This is a genomic window from Haloleucobacter ellipsoideus (genome assembly GCF_052491725.1).
Genome location: NZ_JBQWAR010000019.1, coordinates 264787 through 286629 on the forward strand (window position 1 = coordinate 264787; position 21843 = coordinate 286629).

21 protein-coding genes, 1 tRNA gene and 1 pseudogene are annotated in these 21843 nt (G+C 63.3%); 13 read left to right on the forward strand and 10 right to left on the reverse strand.

The annotated features are described in order from the left end of the window. Positions 1 to 29: 29 nt before the first annotated feature. Together folE and hisI are read left to right on the forward strand one after the other, a co-directional pair. Positions 30 to 602 (forward strand): annotated as a pseudogene (folE, locus tag ACT6QG_RS11305) (GTP cyclohydrolase I FolE); the annotation flags it as partial. Positions 603 to 666: 64 nt separating this feature from the next. Further along, complete coding sequence (hisI, locus tag ACT6QG_RS11310; protein WP_444977668.1) at positions 667 to 1143, forward strand: phosphoribosyl-AMP cyclohydrolase; 477 nt, start codon at positions 667 to 669, stop codon at positions 1141 to 1143. Positions 1144 to 1155: 12 nt separating this feature from the next. Here the strand turns inward: hisI and ACT6QG_RS11315 are convergent, their stop codons facing one another. The 3 genes from ACT6QG_RS11315 to ACT6QG_RS11325 are packed head-to-tail and all read right to left on the reverse strand — an operon-like array spanning position 1156 to position 4285. After that, entirely contained in the window at positions 1156 to 2010 is an 855-nt protein-coding gene (locus ACT6QG_RS11315; RefSeq protein ID WP_444977669.1) for an ABC transporter ATP-binding protein, read from the reverse strand. Beyond that, positions 2007 to 2858, reverse strand: coding sequence for an ABC transporter permease (locus tag ACT6QG_RS11320; protein WP_444977670.1), 852 nt, complete (start codon positions 2856 to 2858; stop codon positions 2007 to 2009). Before ACT6QG_RS11320 ends, ACT6QG_RS11315 begins: the two co-directional genes overlap by 4 nt. Before the next feature lie 14 nt (positions 2859 to 2872). After that, positions 2873 to 4285, reverse strand: coding sequence for an ABC transporter substrate-binding protein (locus ACT6QG_RS11325; protein WP_444977671.1), 1413 nt, complete (start codon positions 4283 to 4285; stop codon positions 2873 to 2875). Between the two features lie 400 nt (positions 4286 to 4685). Between ACT6QG_RS11325 and ACT6QG_RS11330 the strand changes: the two genes are divergently transcribed. Beyond that, positions 4686 to 5420, forward strand: coding sequence for a Crp/Fnr family transcriptional regulator (locus ACT6QG_RS11330; protein ID WP_444977797.1), 735 nt, complete (start codon positions 4686 to 4688; stop codon positions 5418 to 5420). Positions 5421 to 5476: 56 nt separating this feature from the next. On the opposite strand, the gene ACT6QG_RS11335 is transcribed toward ACT6QG_RS11330, so the two are convergent. The 4 genes from ACT6QG_RS11335 to ACT6QG_RS11350 are packed head-to-tail and all read right to left on the reverse strand — an operon-like array spanning position 5477 to position 8756. Next, positions 5477 to 6445, reverse strand: a complete 969-nt coding sequence (locus ACT6QG_RS11335) for a HEAT repeat domain-containing protein (RefSeq protein WP_444977672.1) — start codon at positions 6443 to 6445, stop codon at positions 5477 to 5479. Positions 6446 to 6453: 8 nt separating this feature from the next. Beyond that, positions 6454 to 6687 carry a 4Fe-4S dicluster domain-containing protein gene (locus tag ACT6QG_RS11340; RefSeq protein WP_444977673.1) on the reverse strand — a complete coding sequence of 78 codons (234 nt, stop codon included), beginning with the start codon at positions 6685 to 6687 and terminating at the stop codon, positions 6454 to 6456. A 10-nt stretch (positions 6688 to 6697) separates the two neighbouring features. Then, positions 6698 to 8440, reverse strand: coding sequence for a fumarate reductase/succinate dehydrogenase flavoprotein subunit (locus ACT6QG_RS11345; protein WP_444977674.1), 1743 nt, complete (start codon positions 8438 to 8440; stop codon positions 6698 to 6700). A gap of 4 nt (positions 8441 to 8444) precedes the next feature. After that, complete coding sequence (locus tag ACT6QG_RS11350) at positions 8445 to 8756, reverse strand: gamma-butyrobetaine hydroxylase-like domain-containing protein (RefSeq protein ID WP_444977675.1); 312 nt, start codon at positions 8754 to 8756, stop codon at positions 8445 to 8447. Positions 8757 to 8860: 104 nt separating this feature from the next. Between ACT6QG_RS11350 and ACT6QG_RS11355 the strand changes: the two genes are divergently transcribed. Beyond that, a complete protein-coding gene (locus ACT6QG_RS11355) occupies positions 8861 to 9091 on the forward strand; it encodes a hypothetical protein (protein WP_444977676.1) in 231 nt (76 codons plus the stop codon). 329 nt (positions 9092 to 9420) lie between these two features. On the opposite strand, the gene ACT6QG_RS11360 is transcribed toward ACT6QG_RS11355, so the two are convergent. The 3 genes from ACT6QG_RS11360 to ACT6QG_RS11370 all read right to left on the reverse strand — a co-directional run bounded on the left by ACT6QG_RS11360 (position 9421) and on the right by ACT6QG_RS11370 (position 10540). After that, positions 9421 to 9496: transfer RNA gene (locus ACT6QG_RS11360), tRNA-Thr, on the reverse strand. Between the two features lie 161 nt (positions 9497 to 9657). Beyond that, on the reverse strand, positions 9658 to 10065 hold the full coding sequence (locus tag ACT6QG_RS11365) for a DUF4332 domain-containing protein (RefSeq protein WP_444977677.1): 408 nt from the start codon (positions 10063 to 10065) through the stop codon (positions 9658 to 9660). 94 nt (positions 10066 to 10159) lie between these two features. Next, positions 10160 to 10540: a hypothetical protein gene (locus ACT6QG_RS11370; protein ID WP_444977678.1), complete on the reverse strand. Its 381-nt coding sequence runs from the start codon at positions 10538 to 10540 to the stop codon at positions 10160 to 10162. Positions 10541 to 10739: 199 nt separating this feature from the next. Between ACT6QG_RS11370 and ACT6QG_RS11375 the strand changes: the two genes are divergently transcribed. From ACT6QG_RS11375 to purF, 9 genes are all read left to right on the forward strand, one after another. Then, complete coding sequence (locus tag ACT6QG_RS11375) at positions 10740 to 12329, forward strand: helicase HerA-like C-terminal domain-containing protein (RefSeq protein ID WP_444977679.1); 1590 nt, start codon at positions 10740 to 10742, stop codon at positions 12327 to 12329. Between the two features lie 239 nt (positions 12330 to 12568). Then, entirely contained in the window at positions 12569 to 13000 is a 432-nt protein-coding gene (locus ACT6QG_RS11380) for an ANTAR domain-containing protein (protein WP_444977680.1), read from the forward strand. 125 nt (positions 13001 to 13125) lie between these two features. Next, positions 13126 to 14529: a M20/M25/M40 family metallo-hydrolase gene (locus tag ACT6QG_RS11385; protein WP_444977681.1), complete on the forward strand. Its 1404-nt coding sequence runs from the start codon at positions 13126 to 13128 to the stop codon at positions 14527 to 14529. A 181-nt stretch (positions 14530 to 14710) separates the two neighbouring features. Continuing rightward, on the forward strand, positions 14711 to 16192 hold the full coding sequence (locus ACT6QG_RS11390) for a replicative DNA helicase (protein ID WP_444977682.1): 1482 nt from the start codon (positions 14711 to 14713) through the stop codon (positions 16190 to 16192). A 67-nt stretch (positions 16193 to 16259) separates the two neighbouring features. Beyond that, positions 16260 to 17405, forward strand: a complete 1146-nt coding sequence (gene alr, locus ACT6QG_RS11395; protein WP_444977683.1) for an alanine racemase — start codon at positions 16260 to 16262, stop codon at positions 17403 to 17405. Positions 17406 to 17546: 141 nt separating this feature from the next. Next, positions 17547 to 17810, forward strand: a complete 264-nt coding sequence (locus tag ACT6QG_RS11400) for a type II toxin-antitoxin system ParD family antitoxin (RefSeq protein ID WP_444977684.1) — start codon at positions 17547 to 17549, stop codon at positions 17808 to 17810. 89 nt (positions 17811 to 17899) lie between these two features. Then, entirely contained in the window at positions 17900 to 19357 is a 1458-nt protein-coding gene (radA, locus tag ACT6QG_RS11405; protein WP_444977685.1) for a DNA repair protein RadA, read from the forward strand. A gap of 265 nt (positions 19358 to 19622) precedes the next feature. After that, entirely contained in the window at positions 19623 to 20282 is a 660-nt protein-coding gene (locus ACT6QG_RS11410; protein WP_444977686.1) for a CvpA family protein, read from the forward strand. Positions 20283 to 20349: 67 nt separating this feature from the next. Further along, positions 20350 to 21828, forward strand: coding sequence for an amidophosphoribosyltransferase (purF, locus tag ACT6QG_RS11415; RefSeq protein ID WP_444977798.1), 1479 nt, complete (start codon positions 20350 to 20352; stop codon positions 21826 to 21828). Positions 21829 to 21843: the final 15 nt, after the last annotated feature.

The window sequence follows — 21843 nt, forward strand, 5'->3', positions numbered from 1 at the left end:
CGGCAGCCCTTGTTGCCGGCAAGGCGCCCCCTCGCCCCTCGCGGGAGGCGGCAGAGGCCGCGGTGCGCACGCTTCTGGCCTATATTGGCGAGAACCCGGCCAGAGAGGGCCTTCTGGATACCCCCAAGCGGGTGGTGAAGGCCTATGATGAGCTGTTCTCCGGCTATCGGGAAGATGCCGAGGAACTGCTGGAGCGCACCTTTGGTGAAATCGGCAATTTCGACGATTTCGTTCTGCTGCGCGACATTCCCTTCCACTCCCATTGCGAGCACCACATGGTGCCCTTCTTCGGCAAGGCCCATGTGGCCTATTTCCCGGTGGAGCGGGTGGTGGGCCTGTCCAAGATCGCGCGGATCGTCGATATTTACGCACGGCGCCTGCAAACGCAGGAGCATCTCACCTCGCAGATCACCAGCACGCTCGAAGAGGGCCTGCGCCCGCGCGGCGTGGCGGTGCTGATCGAGGCCGAGCATATGTGCATGACCATGCGCGGCGTGGCCAAGGCGGGTGTCACCACCCTCACCACGCAGTTCACCGGCATGTTCCGCGACAACCCTGCCGAGCAGGTGCGTTTCATGACCATGCTGCGCTCGAAAGGCTGAGCGCGGCACTCATCCAGACAAGCCCCTCCTGCCGGAGACGGGCCTCCCCAACCGGGCTTGCGCCATGTGTGATTCCCACTCCCCCTTCCCTGCCCCGCAGACCGGCGAGGCGCTGGAGGAAGGCACCCTTCTCAGCCCGCGCTTTGATGCCGCCGGGCTCATCACCTGTGTGGCGGTGGATGCCGCCAGTGGTGAAGTGCTGATGCTGGCGCACATGAATGCGCAGGCCCTCTCCCTCACCATGGAAACGGGCGAGGCGCACTATTTCAGCCGTTCCCGCGGCAAGCTCTGGAAGAAGGGCGAATCCTCCGGCCACACCCAGAAGGTTCGGGAAATCCTGATTGATTGCGATCAGGATGCGGTGGTGATCAAGGTGGAGATGGGCGGCACGGGCGCCGCCTGCCACACCGGCCGGCGCTCCTGCTTCTATCGCACCGTGCCGCTCGGGGCCGCGGCCAGCGCCGAAACCCGCCTCGGCTTCACGGGCGATACGCCGCGCTTCGACCCCAAAGCGGTTTATGGCAAGGACCACGGCCACTAGGCGCTCATCACATCAAGCCGAAAGCCCATTGCCGATAGGGCTGAGGCGGGGCAGCGGCTCACGCGGCACACTGGGGCGCAACAGCTCCAGGCAATGGCGCTTGAGGCGACCAAACTCCGGCTCCGAGACGATCTCGCTCTGGCGCGGGCGGGGGAATGGCACGGTGATGTCCTCGATGATCTGTCCCGGTCGCGGGCTCATCACCAGCACGCGGTCTGCCAAAAACAGCGCCTCATCAATATCGTGCGTCACGAAAATGATGGTGGTGCGCACCCGGCTCCAGATCTCCAGAAGCAGCTCCTGCATCATCATGCGGGTCAGGGCGTCCAGCGCCCCGAAAGGTTCATCCATCAACAGCAGGCGGGGATTGTTCACCAGCACGCGGGCAATCTCCACCCGCTGCTGCATGCCGCCGGAAAGCTGGCGCGGATAAAGCCCGGCAAAATCGGCCAGCCCCACGGAATGCAGAATATCCTGCGCCTGTTTTCTGCGCGTCTCTTTGGGCACCCCACGCATTTTCGGACCGAAGGCGACATTTTCCAGCACGCTCTTCCACGGAAACAGCGTGTGATGCTGGAAGACGATCCCCCGCTCGGGATGGGGGCCGCAGATGGGGGCGCCATCCACCAGCAGCGCGCCCTCGGACACCGGAATATGGCCGGCCAGCGCCCCCAGCAGGGTGGATTTTCCGCAACCGGAGGGGCCGAGAATGCACACCAGTTGCCCACCCGGCACGGTGAAGCTCACATCACGCACCGCTTCAAAGGCCTGAGGCCCTTCGCCAAGGCGGATGAACAGGTGGGAGGCATCAATGCGCCCGGGTGCGGCGGCAGATGCGGCAGATGGGGTCTGGAGGGGGGCGGTCATCGACGGGCCTCCCCGCTTTTATGCCATGGCATCAGTCGCGCCCCGGCAAGGCGCAGCAGGGCGCTGCTGCCCATGCCCAGCAGGCCGATCAGGATCATGCCCACCACAATGTCCGGGTAGTTCTGAAGCGTGTAGGACTCCCAGGTGTAATAGCCGATGCCATACTGACCGGAGATCATCTCCGCCGTCACAAGGCAGAACCATGATGTGCCCATGCCAATGGCAAGTCCGGTCACGATACCGGGCGCGGCGGCGGGCAGCACCACCTCCAGCAATATGGCGCGCGGGCCGGCCCCAAGGCTGCGGGCAGAGGCCACAAGGCGCGGGTCCACGCTCTCCACCCCGTGAATGGTGCCGAGCAGAATGGGGAACAGCGCGCCGGTGAAGGTGATGAAGATCATCGACAGTTCAGATGAGGCAAACATCAGGATCGCCAGCGGAATCCACGCCACGGCGGGGATGGGCCGCAGCAGTTCCAGCGGCGGCATCAGCACCTGGCCGGCAAGGCGCGAGCGCCCCACCAGAAGGCCCAGCGCAATGCCCGCCACCGCCGCCAGCCCATAGCCGCACAGCACGCGCCACAGGCTGCTGGAGACATGGTTGAACAGCTTGGGGGAGCTGAACAGATGCAGGGCCGCATCCGCCACCTCTGTCGGTGGCGGCACATTGCGGAAGGTGATGAAGCCCAGATCCAGCGGCAGCCATGAGAAGAGCTGCCACAGAAGGATGCACAGGACGAGAGATGCCGCGCGCAGCAGCCAGCTTCCACGGGTGCGGAAACTGCGCCCCGCACCCGCCTGCCGGGCGGGAATGGGCTGTGAAGGGGTGGCGGAGGAAAGATGAGCCATGCGCGCGGCCGCCATCACTTGCTGGCGAGCTGGACAGACTTCACGCCTGAGAAGTCCAGCACCTTGCCGCCCTTGTCCTTCGCCCAGCTCTCGGCATTCTGCCGGAGCAGGAAGGCGCTGACCTCGCCATTATCGGCCACCACAAACCACGCCTGCGGAGCCAGCAGCTTGATGCCGCTTTCACGATCCTGCGCATAGACGGCACGGGCGGACTTCTCCTCGCCTTCCAGCGCCTTCAGGGCCTTGAAGGCATTTTCGGCGGATGCGTAATGGCGCACCTTCGGCTCACCCTGCACCCAGATCTGCGCCACGCGCTTCGGGTCGGTAATGTCCTCTCCGGTCAGGGCATCCTTGGCGTTGAGCGGGCTTTGCGCATAGTTTTTGAGAGCGGCCTCATAATCCTGTCCGCCTTGGCTGGCAGCGGCGCGGGCGTATGTATCCACCACGAAACTGTCGAGATCGACATCCTGATCGGCACGCTTGAGCAGCTTCAGCGTCTCCAGCGAGGTGGCAACCGCCTGTTTGTATTCCGGCTTCCAGTCCGTGCCGCGGGTTTGCAGACCCAGCGGGCCATGGAACAGGTACACCACTTCCGGCTCCACACCGGAATGCTTGGCGATCAGCTCGGAATATTTTTCCGGCTCCGCGCTCACCAGCCGGTCAGCCTCATTCACGGCCTGAATATAGGCGGCGACAACTTCCGGATATTTTTCCGCATACTCACCATCGGCCAGCACACCATGGAAGGTCGCGCCCCTGGCCTGTGAACCGTCATAAATCTTGCGGGCGAAACCGCGCCAGGGGAAGAGTTCGGCGAAGGGCACGAAATCGGCGTGCGCGTCAATCTGGTTGGAGCGCAGCGCAGAGCCGGCCACTTCCGGGGCCTGGGTGATGATGCGCACATCCTTTTCCGGGTCCCAGCCCTGTGCGGCCACGGCGCGCAGCAGCAGGCCATGGGCGGTGGAGGCGAAGGGTACCGAGATGGTCTTGCCCTTCAGCTCGTCCAGAGACTGCACCTGCGAGACAGCGGGCACCACAATGCCATTGCCGGAGCCGTTCACATTGCCGGCCAGCACGGCGATGAACTGGCTCTGCTTGCCGGCCTTCTGGTGCGCCACCCGGTTCAGCGCGCCGGGAAAGTCCGCCATGATGCCGAAATCAAGCTTTCCCGCCACCTGTTCATTGGTGATGGGTGCACCGGTGGTGAAGTTCTTCCACACCACCTCATAGGTTGCGTCCTTGTACTTGCCATCCTTGGGCAGATACTTTTCCAGCAACCCGAGCTCACGCACCAGCAGGCCGCCGGTGGCGGTATTGATGGTGGGGTCCTGCGTGCCAATGGCCACGCGGATGGTTTCGGCATGGGCGGCGGAGATCAGGCTGGTGGCCGCCAGAAGCGCGGCAGCAAGCGTTGTGCGAATGCGCATGTCATCCCTCATGGCTTTTGTGATGCAGGCGGGCATCCGGCATATCCGCATTTCACATGTGAATATTAACATCCCCGCTTGTTCAATGTGGTTACATGTGCAGCCAGCGGGATGAAGCAATAAATTGCAGCGTGTGCAGCATGTTGCCGCTTTGCATCACAGCTTGAGGCCAGTTGCGAACGCCTCAAAAATAACTTGTTCTTATTAAATCAATAAAATAACTTTGTTTTATAAACCGCGCTGAAAAGCGCGCCCGGCCCGCCACAGGGCACGGGCAGGACCCTGCCGGCGCCGGCCTGTTCCGCGCCGGTTTCAGGAGGCGTTGATGCTGCTGGGACATGATATCAAGAACAGCGGCGCATCTCCCCGCCGTACCCGCCGGGTGGAGAGTGAGCCGCCGATGCCCGCCGCCATCCTGCCGGGCGAACATGCCCTGTTTCTCAGCGAGGGCGTGGATGGGCTCAATGAGGGCGCCCATTTCCTGCACCGCCTCACCGCAGAGGAGCGCGCCCGCATCCGCCAGCTGGGGCGGCAGATCGAGCTTCAGGCGGGTGATGCCATCTTCACGCAGGGTGAGGCGCACTCTGGCATTTTCATCATCGAGGAAGGCCGGGTGCGGGTGTTCTATACCGCACCTTCCGGCCGCCAGATCACCCTGGCCTACTGGACGCCCGGGCACTTTTGCGGCGGGCCGGAAATCACCGGTCGCGGCACGCATATCTGGTCTGGCGAGGCGCTGGATTCCTGCAAGATGACCCTCATTCCCAGCGCGGCCCTGCACACGCTGATCACGCAGGTACCCAATTTTGCGCTCTGCCTGATCGAGGGGCTGGTGGCCAAGGGCAAGAGCTATTCAGCCATGGCGCAGATGCTGGGCACGCGCTCCGTCATCGAGCGGCTGGCGCAGCTTCTGGTGAATCTGGGCGAGCTGTATGGCGAGGCGGAAGGGCGGGCCATTGTCATCCACCGGCGCATCACCCATGACCAGATCGCCGCCATGGTCGGCTCCACCCGCCAGTGGGTGACCATGATGCTGAAACGCTTTCACAAGGATGGCGTGCTCTCTGTCACCCCGCGTTACGTGCGGATAGACCGGCCGGACCTGCTGCTGGATCTCGTGTCGAAGGAAATCTGAGCCACGCAAATGCAAACGGCCGGCCCCGGGAGGCCGGCTGTTCTGGTTTAACCCCCTCAGGCCGCGATACGGCCCAGCGCCCAGCGCACGGTTTTCCGCACTTCCGGGTCTACATCGGCGCTGCATGCGGCCAGTGCATCCTGCGCCACCGGCTCGGCAATCTCGCCCAGTGCCGCGGCAGCCTCCTTGCGCACCAGCGCCACATCATGCCCCAGCAGCGGAATGATGGTGGCCACCGCCCCCTTTGCCCGCAGCACGCCAAGGCTGCGCAGCGCCTTCTGCCGCACCTGCCAGAACGGATCTGCCAGCGCGGCAGTGAGCGCCGGAATGGCCGAGGCCAGCCCGATGCGCCCGAGCGTTTCAGCAGCCGTCGCCCGCACCTGCCAGTCGGCATCCTGCAAGGCTTCACCAATGGCCAGCGCCGCGCCATCCTGCCTTGTGAAGGCGAGAGCCTGAATGGCTGCCGCGCGCACCTGCACATCCTCATCCCGCGACGCGGAAATGAGCGAGGGCAAGGCGTCCTCCCGCTTGAGATAGGCAATCACGCCAATGGCCTCCACCCGCACAGAGGCGTTCTGGTCCTGCAAGGCGAGCAAGGCGGGGCCAAGCGCCTCGGGCAAACGCAGGCCGCGCAGGCCATGCAGAATGGCAGCGCGCACAAACGGGCGCTTGTCATCGGCCAGAGCCAGCAAAGGCGGGCCGGCGGTGGGGGCTTTCTGCTCGGCAAGGCTGGCGGCGGCAGCCTGCGCCACCTCGCTGGCCTCATCCTGCACCAGATGCACCAGCGCGCGCGTCACCGCACCCGCCTGCGCCTCTTCCACAAACTCGCCCAGCGCCTGCGCCACCTGAAGGCGCACACCGGCATCGGGATCATCCACCACAGACAGCACCGGGGCCACCGCATCGGCATTGGCCGTCTCGGCCAGCTCCAGCACGGCAAGGCGACGCACGGCCGCGTCTGCATCATTCAGGCGGGCGGCGATGGTGTCCACATCGCCAAATTCCTCGAAAGGCTCGAACAGCACAGCCAGCCTCAGCGCAAGAGATAGGGAATGTTGACGGTGACCGCGCCTGTGGGGCAATCGGTCTCGCAAGGCATGCAGTACCAGCACTCGTCATATTTCATGAAGGCCTTGCCGGTGAGATCGCTGATGCGCAGCACATCCAGCGGGCACACCTCGACACACACGGTGCAGCCCTTGTCTGCAATGCATTTGGCCTCATCAATCACGACAGGCACGGTGGAAGGGTTTGATGCGAGGGGCATGGTGAAATCCTCAGGCCTGCTTGCGCACGCGCAACTGGTCATAAGCACCGCGCTCGTCATCCTCGACAGGCACGATATAGGGCTCGATGGCGCGCTTCTCCGACACCATCCGCCCGTCACGCTTGGAAAGAAGCGTGTGGCAGAACCAGTTTTCATCATCCTTTTCAGGATATTCGACACGGTTGTGATACAGCCCCCAGCGGCTCTCGGTGCGGAACAGCGAGGCATGGGCCGCCATATCCGCGCAATCGAGAATGGAAGCTGTCTCCAGCGCCCGCATCAGCTCATGGGCATCGCGTGCCACCATGGCGGAGGTCATGTCCTCGCGGATTTCGGCGAAGCGCTCCTGCCCGATCTTCATGCGCGCCGAGACCTTGGGCGGCTGGAGATAGTCATTCACGAAACGGCGGGTCTTGTACTCGATCTGGTTGGGGGGAATGCCATCCTCGCGCCGGGTGGGGGCCAGCACGCGTTCGCGCTCCTCCTCCACCTGCCCGGCCTCGAATTCCGCCAGCTCCGTCTCGGCGACATAGCCGGCCGCATGTTCGCCCGCCACCGCGCCATTGGTGAAAGCGCCCAGCATGTAATTGTGCGGCACGCTCGCCATGTCTCCGGCGGCATAAAGGCCATCCACCGTGGTGCGGGCATCGGCATCCACAAACACGCCGGAAGCACTGTGGCCGGAGCAGAAGCCGATTTCCGAGATGTGCATCTCGATCATCCTGGTGCGGTAATTGGTGCCGCGCGTTTCATGGAAACGCCCGCGCGTGGGCCGCTCCACCTTGTGCAGGATCTCCTCGATCTCGCCCACCGTATCCGGATGAAGATGGCTGAGCTTGAGGAAAACCGGCCCCTTCCCGGATTGCAGTTCGTTGTAGAACTCCTGCATCATCTGGCCAGACCAGTAATCGCTCTCGATAAAGCGGTTGCCTTCCGAATTGGCGGTGTATGCGCCAAATGGCCCTGCAACATAGGCGCAGGCCGGGCCGTTATAATCCTTGATGAGCGGGTTGATCTGGTAGCACTCCAGGTTCGCGAGCGCCGCCCCTGCATGATAGGCCAGCGCATAGCCATCACCGGAATTGGCGGCGTTTTCATAGGTGCCCCACAAATAGCCGGAATGGGGCAGGCCCAGCCGCCCGGCGGCCCCCAGGCACAAGATCACCGCCCTGGCGCGGATGACCAGAAGCTCGGCGCTGCGTGTGTTCACCGCAATCGCGCCCGCCGCCTGTCCATCGCGCCCCTTGAGAATGCGGGTGGCCATATAGCGGTTGGAAATCAGCACCTGCTGGCGGCGAAGCTGGCGGTAGAGCGCCTTTTTCACCGTCTCGCCATTGGGCATGGGCAGCACATAGGTGCCCATATGGTGCACCTTCTTCACATCATAATCGCCATTGCCATTTCTCTGGAAACGGATGCCGAAACTGTCCAGCTCCTGGATGATGTCATAGCAGCGCTGAGCATATTTGAAGACGGGGGCCTGATCGACAATCCCGTCATTGGCGATGGTGATTTCCTTGGTGTACTGCTCCGGCGTCGCATAGCCGGGGATGACGGCATTGTTCAGCCCGTCCATGCCCATGGAAATCGCGCCCGAGCGCTTCACATTCGCCTTTTCCAGCAGAATGACACGGGCCTGCGGGTTGTTCTGGCGCACTTTCAGCGCCGCCATGGGGCCGGCCGTGCCGCCGCCAATCACCAGCACATCGCATTCCACCTGCGAGACGCCATCACGGATTTCATCCATCCTCATATCCTCACGCTGCCGTTTCGGCGCGGCCGTCCGCGATGGCGCGCAAATGTGCCCACGGGTAGATGCCCCGGTCATGTCCATCAGAAAAATGCAGACGCACCGCATAGCCGCCAATGGGCTCGATGCCGGTCACGCTCAGCCCGTCCAGCCCGCCATGCCCGGGCGCATCCGGATGATCCAGCCGCGCGCGGATTGCGGTGGCGGAACGGCTGTGGCGGCGCAGTTGCGGGGCGGAAAGGCGGGATACCACGCCATCATCCCATGTGATGATGAGAAGGCGGCGGGCATCGGCCAGTTTGAGTTCCAGTGGTGTCATGCCTTCATGATTGCAGAAGGCCGAAGGCAACTCGCGCAATAAATTGCTGCGATGATTCCAGACTGGACCCTTCTCATGACGAGGGAAGGCCCCGGACAGGGCAAATGCATCTCCAGCCTGCCTTCATCGGCCTGAATATCGCGCGCTCACCGGAAGGAGAGCCCATCCGGTTTCATGAAACCATGAACCGCTTGGGCAACCGGCACTTCCGGGAAAATGAGATGACGCTCGCTCCAGCCATCTGGCTGGCCAGTGGTGGCCTGCAGATTCACTCCATGGAAGAATTCTGCCTCAACTGGCCAATTGGGCGCGAGACGCGACTGGGTTACCGGTGAAGTGGCCTGATTTTTACGTAGCCAACACTTCCGTGCTGAGCCCTGAAGCGCGGACAGCAGGGTGCTGGGCAGTGCCTTGAGGGAAAAGAGCTATCAACCGGCGAAGCCAGGCTCTTCGCACGCTATATCTGCGCCCGCAGGAGCGTCTGAATAAGGCAGGACGATGGAGTACATCCCAAACCATTTAAACGTCTTGGAATGACATTTCAAAGCGGCACGCGCTAACTGACATTCGATTTTGCGCGCTACAGTCGCCAAGCAGCGCTGACAAACACGAAGAGCGCTCAGCAGCACGGTTCATTTGAAATGTGGGCGAATGAATCAGGCAATGGTGCCGCGGAAGGGATTCGAACCCCCGACCCACGCATTACGAATGCGTTGCTCTACCAGCTGAGCTACCGCGGCACGCGGCTTCTATTAAGGGCAGTGGCGCAGATTTTCAAGCGCTCCCGCAAAGAGAGCGCTCTTTTCCCCGCGAAAGAATGGCAGCCGCCCCTTTTGACGCCTTCACAGGCGAAAATTCGGCCAGATCACAACAGGCCGGCCGCGCACACGGCAGGCATGCGTCAGTAGGTCAGCATGGGCGGAAGGGTCTTGGCCTCCTCGATCCAGCGCGCCACAACGGTTTCCGCCGGCAAGGCACGCACCAGCTTGCGGGTGGCGTTCACCTCCGCCATCGCCTTGGTGAGATTGGCGGCATTGCGCATTTTCAGCTCTTTCACCGTATCCACACCGGCCGCCTCAAGCAGCTCGGAATATTCCTCGCCCACCCCCTTGATGCGCATCAGATCGGCCATATTGGCCCATTTGAGGATGCTGTGCTCCGCTATGCCGGTTTTCTCGGCCAGCTCACGCCGCCCTTTCGGGGTCTTTGCCTCATCCAGCAATGCTGCCGTTGTCTGTATGCCCACCGCCTTCAGCTTTTCCGCGAAGATGGCACCGATACCTTCAATATTGATGATCGGATAAGACATGTGCTTCTCCCTCGATGCCAGCGGCATGAACCTTGAACAGGAGATGAAGACACCAGTTGGCCTGAGGTCTTCATGCGACAACATAAGAATAGCTTCAGACCACCTGCCTCAAACCCGGAATGGCGCGCACCAGCGCATCCACCGCCTCATCACCCGCATTCTCGCGGGCATAATCAACCGTATCGCGCACGGTGGACTGCACTTCAGACATGGTCAGGCCATGCGTCATCATCCGGTCCGCCACTTCCATCAGGCGCGCCATGCCGCCGAAATGGTGGCTGGCGGGTGTTGCCTCCTGCTCGGGCCCGGCACCGGCCAGAACTTCCGGAATCCAGGGGTGGGCGGCAATGATGGGGGCGAGCTTGTCTTCGGGCGCCTCACGCACAAGGTATTGCAATACAATCAACACCAGAGCGCGGGCTGTTTCTTCATTCACCTTGTGTCGCGCCACAAGACGGGCGATCAGGTCATCCATGGGGCCTCCACGCACCGCATCTCATTGAGCAGGCACTGACAGCTTGCCGCCGCTGCGGCACGAGCGCAAGCCCCGGCAATGTCGCGCCCCGCCGGAAAGCCCTCTCAAAAGACTTCAGCCCTCTTGCCCGCAAGGGGGGAGCGGGCGACAAAAGACAAAGCAGATTCGCCGCATGCCGCGCCGCTTCGAGGAGTCCGTAATGTCCATGCCCGCCACACTCGTCGATCCTGATACCGATGGTCGGATCTTCATCGGCCGGCGTACCGATGCGGCCCAGGCAGCGGAAGGTGCGCAAGCGCAGGCGATCGAGGCCGGAGAATATCTGGCCCTGCGCCTGTCCAACCGTCACGGGCTGGTGACCGGGGCAACCGGCACCGGCAAGACGGTGACGCTTCAGGTGCTGGCGGAAGGTTTTTCGCGCGCCGGCGTTCCCGTCTTTGCCGCCGATATCAAGGGTGACCTCTCCGGCATCGCGGTGCAGGGTGAGCCGAAAGACTTTCTGGTGAAGCGTGCGGAAGAGGTCGGCATCACCTATCAGCCGGACAGTTTCCCGGTCATTTTCTGGGATGTGTTCGGCGAGCAGGGGCACCCCATCCGCACCACCATTTCGGAAATGGGGCCGCTGCTCATCTCCCGGCTGCTGGACCTGAACGAGACCCAGGAAGGCGTGCTGAACATCGTCTTCCGCGTGGCGGATGAACAGGGCCTGCTGCTGCTGGACATGAAGGACCTGCGCGCCATGCTCGGCTATGTGGCGGAGAATGCAGCTGCCATCGGCACGCAATATGGCAATGTGGCCGCACAGAGCGTCGGGGCCATCCAGCGCCGCCTGCTGGTTCTCGAAAACCAGGGGGGCGAAAAGTTCTTCGGTGAACCGGCCCTGAACATTCAGGACCTGATGCGCATTGACCGCTCCGGCTATGGCGTCATCTCCATCCTCAGCGCTGACAAGCTGATCGCCTCCCCGAAGCTGTATTCCTGCGTGCTGCTGTGGATGCTCTCCCAACTGTTCGAGCATCTGCCGGAAGTGGGCGACCCGGAAAAGCCGAAGATCGTGTTCTTCTTCGATGAAGCGCACCTGCTGTTTGATTCCGCCCCCAAGGTGCTTCTGGAAAAGGTGGAACAGGTGGTGCGTCTCATCCGCTCCAAGGGTGTGGGCGTCTATTTCGTGACCCAGAACCCGCTGGATGTTCCCGATACCGTTCTGGCCCAGCTCGGCAATCGCGTGCAGCATGCGCTGCGCGCCTTCACCCCGCGGGACCAGAAGGCCGTGCGCGCGGCGGCCGAAACCTTCCGCCCCAACCCGGAACTGAACACCGCCCAGGTCATTACCGAACTTGGCAAGGGCGAGGCGCTGGTCTCCACGCTGGAAGGCAATGGCGTGCCCTCCATCGTGCAGCGCACGCTGGTGCGCCCGCCGGCGGCGCGGGTCGGCCCGGTGACGGAGCAGGAGCGTGCGGCTGTCATGGCCACAAGCCCGGTGGGGCACAGCTATGATACGGCGGTAGACCGTGAATCCGCTTTCGAGATCCTCCAGGCGCGGGCCGAGAGCAAGACCGTGGCCGAACAGACCCCGCAGCAGGAAGGCGGTGGCGGTTTTCTGGATTCCGTTCTCGGTTCGGTTCTCGGCACCGGCAGCAGCGGCACAGCCACAAAGGGGCGCACCTCCACGCGGATGACGACGACGGAGGTGATGGTCCGTCAGGTGGCCCGCTCCGTGGCCTCACAGGTCGGCCGGCAGATCAGCCAGGCGATCGTGCGCGGCATTTTCGGCACGATGCGCAAATAGCGGACAGGGCTGGCGCATCCTGCCGGAAGCCATGTCATCACCCCCGGGTGACGGGCCTTTGCCCGCCATCCGGCAGGTATTTCGCACCTGCAACATATTCAACCTTGGTTCTGTTGCCTCCCATCTTCGGAATGCGTATTATTTGCGCATGTTCCGGTGGAAATGCGGGGTTCTGCCGGTCGATCCTGAACTGTCATGTTGTCGACGCACCGCAACATGCACGTTTGATGGAGCGCCTCATGAAGGTGTTGCCGGTTTCCCGCATTCTTCTTGTTGATGGCCAGCAGGAGCGGCGCGCAGACTTGCGCAAGGCTCTCAGCCAGTTTGGTGTCGGTGTTCTTCTGGAAGCGGATACGCTTGAGGACGCCCTGGCCCCGGACCTGTACGACAATGCGGACCTGATCGTCGTGCAGGCAGAGGATGCGGACCGTATTCCTGAAAATCCCGGTCGTGATGGCGCCGGGCTGCCTGCCATTCTGGTGGCCGATCTGCCCTCCCATGCCCTTGAGCGCGCCTGTGCACAGGCAGGCTATGATGCAGCCCTCGGCATGCCGCTGGTGCCACGTATGCTCTATCGCCGGATCGGATCGGTGCTCCAGCTCGTCAGACGGGCCCGGCGGGCCACCACGCCCCTGCCCGCTCCCGGCCCCGCAGACCGGATCGGACTCTGAACCGCCCGGAGCACCGGCGCATGCAGGGCTCCTCTTCCGCTTCCCCTCTTGAAAGAGGAGAGGCGGGGCGCGACCATGCGGGTGAATCGGCGCATCTGTGCGCCGCCTGACCGGAGATAAGCCCCATGACCGCGCGCACTGCCGCCACCACGCCTGTGATCGAAAACGCATTGCAGGCCGTGGATGAAGGGCTGGATGCCGCGCTGGAGCGGCTGTTCGATTTTCTGCGCATCCCCTCCATTTCCACGGACCCGGACTATGCGCAGCCCTGCCAGAATGCCGCGGCCTGGGCTGCCCATGCGCTGGTGGAGCTGGGCTTTACGGCAACCGTACACGCCACCCCCGGGCATCCCGTGGTGGTGGGGCGCACGGATACGGACGCAGCGCGGCGCGTCCTCTTCTACGGCCATTATGATGTGCAGCCCGTGGACCCGCTTGAACTGTGGCAGTCTCCCCCCTTCGAGCCGCGTCTTGCAGAAAGCGCACAGGGGCGGCGCATCATCGTCGGGCGCGGGGCGGCCGATGACAAGGGGCAGGTGATGACCTTCATCGAGGCCCTGCGCGCGCTGAAAACCACCAGCGGCCGCCTGCCCGTGGATGTCACCGTTCTGCTGGAGGGGGAGGAGGAGTGCGGCTCCCCCAGCCTGCCGGCCTTCCTTGCCGCCCATGCCGATGAGCTGAAGGCGGATGTCGCGCTGGTCTGCGATACCGGCATGTGGAATGCGGATACCCCGGCCATCACCACCTCCCTGCGCGGTATCCTGCATACCGAGCTGACCATCACGGCGGCCGACCGGGATTTGCACTCCGGCCTGTTTGGCGGGGCCGCACGGAACCCGCTGCATGTGCTCGCCAGGATCATTGCCGATGCGCATGATGAAAACGGCCGCATCACCATTCCCGGCATCTATGACGATGTGGTGGAGCCAACAGCCGAACAGCATGCCCAATGGGCGGCGCTGGGGCTGAGCGCAGAGACGTTTCTGGGCCCCGTTGGCCTGTCCATACCCTCGGGGGAAAAGGACCGGCTGCTGATCGAGCAGGTCCAGTCCCGCCCCACCTTCGAGGTGAACGGCATGTTTGGCGGCTATATCGGCCAGGGCACCAAGACCGTCATTCCCGCCACGGCCACGGCCAAGATCTCCTTCCGTCTGGTGGCGGATCAGGACCCGGCGAAGATTCGCGCCGGTTTCGAATCCTTTGTGAAGGCCCGTGTTCCGGCAGATTGCAGCTTCACCCTTTCGCAGGGCGATGGTGCGCGCGCCTTCATGGTTGCCCCGGACAGCGCCGATCTCACCCGCGCCGCCACGGCGCTGGAGCAGGAATGGGGGGTGGCACCGGTGAAGGTGGGGTCCGGCGGCTCCATTCCCGTGGTGGGGCAGTTCCGGGCGCTGCTCGGCGTGGATACGCTGCTGATCGGCTTCGGGCTGGATGATGACCGCGTGCATTCACCCAATGAGAAATATGAGCTCAGCAGCTTCCACAAGGGCACCCGCAGCTGGGTGCGGATTCTCGAAGCACTGGCCTGAGAGCGGCAATGGGGGCGATAACCGGCCGGTCAGGGCCCGGTTATCGCCGCTATCCCCACAATTCATCCACGGGGATATTTTCAGCGCTCTTGTGCTTCTGGAATCAGGGGCGGCAGCGTGAGGAGGTCATTAAGGTTCTGTCTGCTAGAGGAGCCCCTCAAGGCAATGGACCCACGGCACCATGCTCGATATTCCCGACAAGGGGGGAATTGACCCCCAGTTTCGCCAGGCCCCCCATAATATGGAGGCGGAGCAGGCCCTGCTCGGCGCCATTCTGGTGAACAATGAAGCTTTTTACCGGGTCTCGGACTTTCTGGAACCGCGCCATTTTCATGAGCCGCTGCATGCCCGCCTGTTCGAGCTGATCGGCGCACTGGTGCGCGCCGGCAAGCTGGCCACACCGGTGACCCTCAAAACCTTCCTGCCGGCGGATCTGGACGTGGCCGGCCTCACCGGCCCGCAATATCTCGCCCGCCTTGCCGCCGAAGCCACCACCATCATCAATGCGCAGGATTACGGGCGCATCATCTACGACCTCTCGGTGCGGCGCGACCTGATCGCGATCGGCGAGGAGATCGTGAATGAAGCCTATGACGCGAATGTCGAGGTCTCGCCCAACCAGCAGATCGAGCAGGCCGAAAAGCGCCTGTACGAGATTGCCGAGACCGGGCGCTATGATGGCGGCTTCCAGCGCTTTGCCGAGGCGCTGAACCAGTCTGTCGACATGGCCTCGAAGGCCTTCCAGCGCGATGGCCACCTCTCCGGCATCGCCACGGCGCTCGATGATCTGGACCAGCAGATGGGCGGCCTCCAGCCGTCCGACCTGATCATCCTTGCCGGCCGTCCCGCCATGGGCAAAACCTCTCTGGCCACCAATATCGCCTTCAATATCGCCGCGGCCTATCGCGGGGAAGTGCGGCCGGATGGCGGAATGGAAACGGTTTCCGGCGGCATTGTCGGCTTCTTCTCGCTGGAAATGAGCGCGGAGCAGCTCGCCACCCGTATTCTGGCCGAGCAGGCGGAAATCGCCTCCTACAAGATCCGGCGCGGCGACATTTCCGAAGCGGAATTCTCGAAGCTTGCGGCGGCGGCGCAGACCATGTCTGTCATCCCGCTCTATATTGATGACACGGGCGGCATCTCCATCGCCCAGCTCGTGGCGCGCGCGCGGCGTCTGAAGCGCCAGCGCGGGCTGGATTTCATGGTGGTGGACTATCTCCAGCTCCTGTCCGGCTCCTCCAAGAGCTCTTCCCAGAACCGCGTGCAGGAAATCACCGAGATCACCACCGGCCTCAAGGCGCTGGCGAAAGAGCTGCAGGTGCCCATCATGGCGCTGTCCCAGCTCTCGCGTCAGGTGGAATCGCGCGATGACAAGCGCCCACAACTCTCTGATTTGCGTGAATCCGGCTCTATCGAGCAGGACGCGGACGTGGTCATGTTCGTGTATCGAGAGGAATATTACCTCAAGAGCCGCGAGCCGAAGCCCGGCACCGAGGAGTGGTTCCAGTGGGAAACCGAGATGAAGGCAGCCGAAAACACGGCGGAAATCATCATTGGCAAGCAGCGCCACGGCCCGACGGGTACGGTGAAGGTACATTTCGAGCCGCAATTCACCCGCTTCTCGAATCTCGCGCAGGATGACCGCCTGCCGGATCGCAGATAAAAGACCAGATGAATCATGTGCCGCCATGATGGCGGCGGGCGACAATCCGCCTCCCCCGGAGAGAAACATGACGGCCGCACAAACAGCGCAGACCCAGCCCGCCCCGCAGGACCTTCACGACACGCGCACCCGGCTCACCATCGATCTGGGGGCGATTGTCGAGAACTGGAAAACGATCGCCGCCCGCGTCGCCCCGGCCGAATGTTCAGCGGTGGTGAAAGCCAATGCCTATGGTCTTGGTATCGGGCAGGTTGCACCGGCCCTGTGGCTGGCAGGTGCCCGCACCTTTTTCGTGGCGCATCTGGCTGAGGCCATCACCCTGCGCGCCCTGTTGCCGGAAGCGGTGATTTATGTGCTCAATGGCCTGCCGCCGGGGACAACAGCACAATTTGCCACCCATCAGCTCCGCCCCGTTCTCGGCTCTCTGCCGGAAATCGGCGAATGGAGCAGCCTGTGCCGCAGCATGAAGGCGGATCTCCCCGCCGCTCTCCATGTGGATACCGGCATGAACCGCCTCGGCCTCTCGCTGGAGGAGGCGGCGCATATCGCGCAGGAACGCGCGGGGCTGCGCTTCACGCCCAGCCTCATCATGACCCATCTGGCCTGCGCCGATACACCGGACCACCCTCTTACCCCGATCCAGCGCGACAGGTTTTTTGCTGTCACCCGGCTGTTCCCGGATGTGAGGGCCTCCCTCGCCAATTCCGCCGGCACGCAGCTTGATGCCTCCTATCATATGGATCTCGTGCGCCCCGGTATCCTGCTGTATGGCGGCCGGGCCATCGAGCATGCCCCCCCGCTGCGGCCGGTGGTGCGGCTTGAGGCGCCGGTGATCCAGGTCCGTCATGCGAAGGCGGGCGAGAGTGTCGGCTATGGGGCAACCGAACATCTCCGGCGCGACAGCCGCCTTGCCATCCTTCACATCGGTTATGCGGATGGCCTGTTCCGCGCCGCCGGCTCCACCGACGCGCGCAAGGGCGCACAGGTCATTATCGCCGATCAGCGCTGCCCGCTTGTCGGCCGCATCTCGATGGATCTGTGCGCGGTCGACATCACGGATCTGCCGGAAGATGCCGTCGCCCGTGGCATGGGCGCGATTTTCCTTGGTGCGTGCATAGATGTGGACGAACTGGCGCAGAAGGCCGGCACCATCAGTTATGAGGTACTCACCTCCCTTGGGGCGCGCTATCAGCGCCATTACCTTGCGCCCTGAACACTCTCCCGCCAAAAGCGAACACCCATAAAGGTTTTGGAAACCAGAACAGGTGCAGCCTGAGGTGAAATCTGATGACCGCAGAGCCGCGGGGTGCGCCTGATCCGCACCCTCGGCTCTCTCACCGGCCGGAGAGGACCCATGGCGAACCAGACCGCGCTTTTGCCAGAACACCAGAACCTTGTGGAGAGCCTCGTCTCCTCCGGGCGCTATGAGGGGCCGCATGCGGTTCTCACCGCTGCGCTGGCCCTGCTGCAGGAAAAGGAGCGTGAGCGCGCCGCCCGTCTTTCGGCCCTGCATGCGGTTCTGGCCGCGGAGCTTTCCTCAGCCCATGCATCTGGTGATGCGGCGGCAGCCCCGCTTCCGCGTCTGGCCCCGCAGGCCATCACCCGCCTCAGCGCCTGAGGGCGGAGCATGGTGCGGGAAAAACCCGCGCCGTGCACAAGGCCATGGAGTTGCGTTCAAACGGTCTGATGCCGTAACAACAGCGCATCATGGCCAAGCGTGATCATAGTTTTGTGTGCCAGTCCTGCGGCGCGGTCTATTCCCGCTGGCAGGGCAAGTGTGACGCGTGCGGCGCGTGGAATACGGTTTCGGAAGAAACCGCCGTTGTCGCCAGTGTTCCCGCGGCCCAGCGCGCCAGCCGCAAGGGGCGCGCGGTGGCCCTGCAAAGCCTTCAAGGCGCGGGCGAGGCCGCCCCCCGGCTGATCTCGGGAATCGGGGAGCTCGACCGGGTGGCCGGTGGCGGCTTCGTGCCCGGCTCCATCCTGCTGATTGGCGGGGATCCGGGCATTGGCAAATCCACCCTTCTGGTGCAGGCCTCAGCCGCTCTGGCGCAACGCGGACAGCGCGTCATCTATGTTTCGGGCGAAGAGGCGGTGGATCAGGTGCGCATGCGCGCCCAGCGCCTTGGCCTTGCCCAGGCGGATGTGGGGCTTGCCGCCGAAACCAATGCCGAGAACATTCTCGCCACCCTCGCCTCCGGGCCGCCGGTGCAGTTCGTGGTGATCGATTCCATCCAGACCATGTGGTCGGACAGCGTGGAATCCGCCCCCGGAACAGTCACGCAGGTGCGCACATCCGCCCAGCTTCTGGTGCGCTATGCCAAGCAGGCCGGGGCGTGTGTCATTCTTGTCGGCCATGTCACCAAGGATGGGCAGATTGCCGGCCCGCGTGTGGTGGAACATATGGTGGATGCCGTCTTTTCGTTCGAGGGCGATGGCGGACACCAGTTCCGCATTCTGCGCGCGCAGAAGAACCGCTTTGGCCCAACGGACGAAATCGGCGTGTTCGAAATGACGGGCGGTGGCCTGCGCGAGGTTGCCAACCCCTCCGAACTGTTCCTCTCGAATCGTGATCTGGGTGCGCCGGGCACCGCTGTCTTTGCCGGCATGGAGGGCACCCGCCCCGTGCTGGTGGAAATTCAGGCGCTGGTTGCCCCCTCCTCCCTCGGCACGCCGCGCCGCGCCGTGGTGGGCTGGGACCCGGCCCGCCTCTCCATGGTTCTGGCGGTTCTGGATGCGCGCTGCGGCGTGCGTCTGGGCGGGCATGATGTGTATCTCAATGTGGCCGGCGGCCTGCGCATTGGCGAGCCGGCGGCAGACCTTGCCGTGGCGGCGGCGCTGGTTTCATCCCTTACGGGCGCCCCCCTGCCGGCCGATGCGGTCTATTTTGGCGAGGCCAGCCTCACCGGCGCCGTGCGCCCCGTTTCGCAGACACCTGCCCGCCTGAAGGAGGCCGCGAAACTCGGCTTCGCCCGCGCTGTCATTCCGGCCGGCAGCAATGATGGCGCGGATGGGCTGGTGGAGCTGAATGCCGTCTCGTCCCTCGCCCAGCTTGTCGCGAGCATCGCCGCGCAGGCCCCGCGCCGTTCAAAATCGCGTGACGATGGCCCACGTCAGGTGAAGCATTCGGGCACAAGAGATCCGCAACCAGATGAAAACAATGCATAGCAGGGTTGACAGGATCACAACAGCATCCACGCAACCCTGTTTTTGGCTGTCAGAACAATGGGATAGACACACTCCTCATCCTGCCTGTCCATCTCTTCATCAGGCGGCGGCTATGCCCGCGATTCACACAAACGCCACATCCCGCGCTAGGGAAGGATGACGAGACACGGCCGGCGAGCTATATGACAGCGCGCGGCAGGCCATATGCCCCTGTACCGCCTGCCCGGCGCATCGCGTCACACACAGACCACGGAACCCTGTACTGATGCCAATCACACTGCTCGACATCATTGTGATCTCAGTCATGCTGATATCTGGAATCCTTGCCATGGTGCGTGGATTCCTGCGGGAAGTCCTCAGCATCCTGTCCTGGGTCGCCGCGGCCGCCGTTACTGTCTATTTCTACAAGCAGACCCTGCCCTTCGTGCAGCAATATATCTCCCAGGAGATGGCCGCGACCGCCGCGACGGTCGCCCTGCTGTTCCTTGGCACCCTGCTGATCGCCTCCATCATCACCGCCCGCATCTCCGATCTCGTGCTGGACAGCCGAATCGGCGCGCTGGACCGCACCCTCGGCTTTGCCTTTGGCCTGGCCCGCGGCCTGTTGCTGATGGTAGTCGCCTTCCTGTTCTTCAACTGGCTGGTGCCTGTAAAGACCCAGCCGACATGGGTGCTGGATGCAAAATCACGTCCCACCCTGCAAAGCATCGGCGATTGGCTGATTGCACAGTTGCCGGAAGACCCGGAAAACACCATCTTGAACAAGTTGAAGATGCCATCTGCTCCCAATGGCGCAACAGAAGCCACCGGAGCGAATGGCACACCAACCGGGCAAACGCCTGCCCCGCAGAACGGGAACGCTCCCGTTCCGGACCAGCGTGGCCTGAACCAACTTCTGGAAAGCACGCGCGGCGCCGGCCAATAGGCCGTCCGGGCGGAGGTGCGTGATGAAAAACGAGCGCGAAGGCGACAAACCCAACGCAGGCGAGAGCATGATGACGCGTGACAGCGTGACGGAGAGTCTGGATCTGGACCTCGATGGCGATCGCCTGCGTGAAGAATGCGGTGTCTTCGGCATCTATAATCACCCCCATGCCGCCGCCATTACGGCGATCGGCCTGCATGCCCTCCAGCATCGCGGACAGGAGGCTGCCGGCATCGTCAGCTTCGATGGCAAGCGCTTCCATTCCGAGCGGCGTCTTGGCCTTGTGGGCGATGCCTTCTCCGATGGGGCGGTGATCGACCGCCTGCCCGGCCCGATGGCCGTGGGCCATGTGCGCTATTCCACCACCGGCGAAACGCTGATGCGCAACGTCCAGCCCCTGTTTGCGGAGCTGGATGCGGGCGGCTTTGCTGTCGGCCACAATGGCAATCTCACCAATGGCCTGTCCCTGCGCCGCCAGCTCGTGCGGGATGGCGCCATCACCCAGTCCACCACCGATACGGAAGTCATCCTGCATCTGGTGGCCCGTTCCAAGAAGCCGCGCTTCATTGACCGCTTCATCGATGCCATCCGTTCGCTGGAAGGCGCCTATTCGCTGGTGGCGCTCACCAACAAGAAGCTGATCGGCGCGCGTGACCCGCTCGGCATCCGTCCGCTGGTGCTGGGCATGCTGGATGATTCTCCCATCCTTGCCTCGGAAACCTGCGCCCTCGACATTATCGGCGCGCGCTATGTTCGCGATATCGAGAATGGCGAAGTGGTGGTGATCGACGAGGATGGCGTCAATTCCTACAAGCCATTCCCGGAAATGGCCCCGCGCCCCTGCATCTTCGAATATATCTATTTCGCCCGGCCGGATTCCGTCGTCGGCGGGCGCTCGGTGTATCAGGTTCGCAAGCGCTTCGGTGAGGTGCTGGCGCAGGAAGCGCCCGCCAATGCAGACGTGATCGTGCCCGTGCCGGATTCCGGCGTGCCGGCCGCGCTCGGGTTTTCCCAGTTTGCCGGCATTCCCTATGAGCTGGGCATCATCCGCAACCACTATGTGGGCCGCACCTTCATTCAGCCCACCCAGTCCATTCGAGACCAGGGCGTGCGCATGAAGCATTCCGCCAACCGCTCGGTTGTGGAAGGCAAGAGCATCGTTCTGGTGGATGACAGCCTCGTGCGGGGCACGACATCGGTCAAGATCGTCAAGATGATGCGTGAGGCTGGCGCGCGGGAAGTGCATTTCCGCATTGCCTCTCCGCCCATCACCCACCCGGACTATTACGGCATCGACACCCCGGACCGGGACAAGCTGCTCGCCGCCACCCATGATCTGGAAGGCATGCGGCGCTATATCGGCGCGGATTCACTGGCGTTCCTGACAGTTGAGGGCGTGTATCGCGCCATGGGCTTTGAGGGGCGGGACCCGGTGCATCCGCAGTTCACGGACCACTGCTTCACCGGGGACTACCCCACCCCGCTCACGGACAAGGCGTGCTCGGCGGGTGAGCACCAGCTGTCCCTGCTGGCGGAAGCAAGCTGATATGAGAAACGGGGC

Bases quoted from the DNA above. Each gene is read 5' to 3' on its own strand.
- hisI (WP_444977668.1), top strand. From the start codon at position 667: ATGTGTGATTCCCACTCCCCCTTCCCTGCCCCGCAGACCGGCGAGGCG.
- ACT6QG_RS11315 (WP_444977669.1), bottom strand. From the start codon at position 2,010: ATGACCGCCCCCCTCCAGACCCCATCTGCCGCATCTGCCGCCGCACCC.
- ACT6QG_RS11320 (WP_444977670.1), bottom strand. From the start codon at position 2,858: ATGGCTCATCTTTCCTCCGCCACCCCTTCACAGCCCATTCCCGCCCGG.
- ACT6QG_RS11325 (WP_444977671.1), bottom strand. From the start codon at position 4,285: ATGCGCATTCGCACAACGCTTGCTGCCGCGCTTCTGGCGGCCACCAGC.
- ACT6QG_RS11330 (WP_444977797.1), top strand. From the start codon at position 4,686: ATGCCCGCCGCCATCCTGCCGGGCGAACATGCCCTGTTTCTCAGCGAG.
- ACT6QG_RS11340 (WP_444977673.1), bottom strand. From the start codon at position 6,687: ATGCCCCTCGCATCAAACCCTTCCACCGTGCCTGTCGTGATTGATGAG.
- ACT6QG_RS11345 (WP_444977674.1), bottom strand. From the start codon at position 8,440: ATGAGGATGGATGAAATCCGTGATGGCGTCTCGCAGGTGGAATGCGAT.
- ACT6QG_RS11350 (WP_444977675.1), bottom strand. From the start codon at position 8,756: ATGACACCACTGGAACTCAAACTGGCCGATGCCCGCCGCCTTCTCATC.
- ACT6QG_RS11355 (WP_444977676.1), top strand. From the start codon at position 8,861: ATGCATCTCCAGCCTGCCTTCATCGGCCTGAATATCGCGCGCTCACCG.
- ACT6QG_RS11365 (WP_444977677.1), bottom strand. From the start codon at position 10,065: ATGTCTTATCCGATCATCAATATTGAAGGTATCGGTGCCATCTTCGCG.
- ACT6QG_RS11370 (WP_444977678.1), bottom strand. From the start codon at position 10,540: ATGGATGACCTGATCGCCCGTCTTGTGGCGCGACACAAGGTGAATGAA.
- ACT6QG_RS11375 (WP_444977679.1), top strand. From the start codon at position 10,740: ATGTCCATGCCCGCCACACTCGTCGATCCTGATACCGATGGTCGGATC.
- ACT6QG_RS11380 (WP_444977680.1), top strand. From the start codon at position 12,569: ATGAAGGTGTTGCCGGTTTCCCGCATTCTTCTTGTTGATGGCCAGCAG.
- ACT6QG_RS11385 (WP_444977681.1), top strand. From the start codon at position 13,126: ATGACCGCGCGCACTGCCGCCACCACGCCTGTGATCGAAAACGCATTG.
- ACT6QG_RS11390 (WP_444977682.1), top strand. From the start codon at position 14,711: ATGCTCGATATTCCCGACAAGGGGGGAATTGACCCCCAGTTTCGCCAG.
- alr (WP_444977683.1), top strand. From the start codon at position 16,260: ATGACGGCCGCACAAACAGCGCAGACCCAGCCCGCCCCGCAGGACCTT.
- ACT6QG_RS11400 (WP_444977684.1), top strand. From the start codon at position 17,547: ATGGCGAACCAGACCGCGCTTTTGCCAGAACACCAGAACCTTGTGGAG.
- radA (WP_444977685.1), top strand. From the start codon at position 17,900: ATGGCCAAGCGTGATCATAGTTTTGTGTGCCAGTCCTGCGGCGCGGTC.
- ACT6QG_RS11410 (WP_444977686.1), top strand. From the start codon at position 19,623: ATGCCAATCACACTGCTCGACATCATTGTGATCTCAGTCATGCTGATA.
- purF (WP_444977798.1), top strand. From the start codon at position 20,350: ATGATGACGCGTGACAGCGTGACGGAGAGTCTGGATCTGGACCTCGAT.